This is a genomic window from Anaeromassilibacillus sp. An172, assembly GCF_002160515.1.
Classification (GTDB): Bacteria; Bacillota; Clostridia; order Oscillospirales; family Acutalibacteraceae; genus Limousia; species Limousia pullorum.
On the sequence record NZ_NFKS01000049.1, the window covers coordinates 1 to 2,727 of the forward strand.

Genomic DNA, 2,727 nt, shown 5'->3' on the forward strand with positions numbered 1-2,727 from the left:
ATGTAATGGTTGGGTCACCGTCTGCGTTAAGCTGCTGTTCATAGGATGTCAACACATCGCCGTTAACAAGACTTTCTGTGGTGATAGTCGGTGCATATTTAACTGTACCGTTTACAACACCGTTCAGTATGCCGCCGGTTTTTACTATTACAGCATAACTTCCTGTGCTAAGACTTGCACCCTCCGGTATAGTCATGGACTCTCCACTTTTTATAGTGAAGTCCATCTGCAATTCCACATCGCCGTAAACAATTCTGTCGTTGCCATTAAAGACGATACAATTTAAAACACTGTTATCATCTACTTCAGGAATTGGCGGAGCTGTATCAATTGTTTTAATACCTCCAATTATGGTTACCGCTGAATTGTTGCTAATATTCAATTTAGCGATATTATCATTTGATGAAGTACCATTATAATAGATACCGCTTCTATAATTCCCCAAATCACTTCTTGCAGTTACGCTGCTTTCATTAATATTGATGATAAGTTCACTAAATTCAGCATACACACCTGCATAAAGGCTGATTCCTCTTCCCAAAAAGTCTTTTCCATTTGCTTCAACAGAAGCATTGTTAATATTAAGCGTCGCTTTTCCGGAATCGCTATTTATATTAATACCATGCTGCCAGCTATCCACCTTAAGACTGCCCGGACCATTTATGGTCAAAGTTGCATCTTTACCTAATGTGTCTTTATATGAATCTGTAGTAATACGAATTCCTCCTGTGTTGGAAATAATATTTTCCCCCTCCAGTATAATTGTCATATCTACAGATTTATGTGGAAATCCACAAACATAAATTCCACAATCCTCGCCATGAATTGTCGCATTATGAAGTGTTAGAGTATTATAATCAGGATTATAATACACATAGTTATCTTCCGGAATACCGTCATATTTTGTCCATGTTATGCCATCAACAGAAGTCCAGTAACCGCCTGAAGTAATATCTGTATTACCTACGCAAACAGACTTAGGAGCATTATTCTCCGAATTAACAGTTATATAAACTAAAGCTGTTTTTCCATTATATGTTACTGTTACAGAAGTTAAGCCCTCTGTAAGTGTTTCAGGAGAGAATGTGCAGTCTTCTGCTGAAACAGTTTCTCTTGAACCATTGTTATAAACGGCCGTTATTTCTATACCTGTTGGATCGAAGCTGTCACCGTCAAAGTATTCTGTCTTATCAGGCTGTTTTGTTACTTCGATACCTGCAAGCTCTACAGCTTTAACTGTTACCGGAACGGATGCTGTTTTTTCGTTATAGGTTACTGTTACAAAGGTTACTCCCTCTGTAAGTGTTTCAGGAGAGAATGTGCAGTTTTCGATTGAAACAGGCTTTGTTGAACCGTTTTCATATGCAGCTGTTATCTCCATTCCTGTTGGGTCGAAGCTGTCGCCGTCAAAATACTCTGTTTTATCAGGCTGTTTTGTTATTTCGATACCTGTAAGCTCTGCCTCAATAACTGTTACCGGAACGGATGCTGTTTTTTCCTTATAGGTTACTGTTACAAAGGTTACTCCTTCTGTGAGTATTTCCGGAGAAAATGTACATTCATCAAGAGATACGGTTTCGCTTGAACCGTCGCTGTATTTTGCTTTTACCTCCATTCCTGTTGGGTCAAAGCTTTCATTTTCCTTATACTCAGTCTTATCCGGTTGTTTTGTTACCTCAATACCTGTAAGCTCTCTGGGAACGGTAACTGTTACAGGAACAGAAGCTGTTTTTCCGCCGTAGCTTACTGTTACTTCGTTTATTCCTCCTGTAAGTGTTTCAGGAGTAAAGGTACATTCGCTTAAATCTACAGTATTGTTTGTTCCGTCGTCATAGTATGCGGTTACTGTCATTCCTGTTGGGTCAAACTTTTCACCGTCAATATAGTCTGTCTTGTCAGGCTGTTTTGTTACTTCAATATTTGTAAGTTCTACCGGAGCTGTAGGACTTTGAAATATTATATTCATCGACATAACACTCTGACCCTCTAATGGAAATTCAGCGGTAGCGTCATTTACCTTTACATAGCAGCCCTTACCAAATTCATAACCATCATCCGCCTGAAGGGTAACCTTAGCGGTATAGTACTGGTTAGGCTTTGCTTTTCCTGTAACAGGTTCGCCTGTTGTGTCTTGACCCTCGTACCATACCAATGTAGCTGTCATATTAGATGTATGTACTGTAGCTTCAGCGGGCAAGTCTTGGTATTTCACCGGCTGGTCTATAGTAACCTCAACACGCATAATGATTCTTGTGCTTGTTGTTACTACCTCAAATTTATAACCGGTTGTAGTTGTTCCATAATGGGTATCTGTCTCATTTCTTCTTGCAAATACTGCATATGCCTTTCCGGCAGACAGTCCGGTAAACTCTCCGGAAGTGCCCCACTGCTCCTCGGTTGGATATGAAACCGAGTCAGACACATCAACGCAGGCATATACTTCTCCAGGATAGGTTTGGATTGTAATGCTTGTATCTGTTACTGACAGTATGTTTATATCATTTACAGGCTCTGGGTTTGCCTTTTTGACTGCCTCAGAGGTCTGAGCAGTCAATGTACCCTCACAGCCGTTTGCTGATACAACAACCTTGATGATTTTACCTACGTCCTCGCCGGAACTGAGAGTATAGGTGTTTCCGTTCGCTCCGGGAATAGGGGTATCATCTCTGTACCACTGAATTGTGCTGAATGTCGGAGCGCCTTTTACTTCAACTGTCAGAGTTTCAC

General features: G+C 40.5%; 1 protein-coding gene. It reads right to left on the reverse strand.

The annotated features are described in order from the left end of the window. On the reverse strand, positions 1–2,727 hold a 2,727-nt coding region (locus B5F08_RS12970), incomplete at both ends, for a bacterial Ig-like domain-containing protein (protein WP_204245210.1).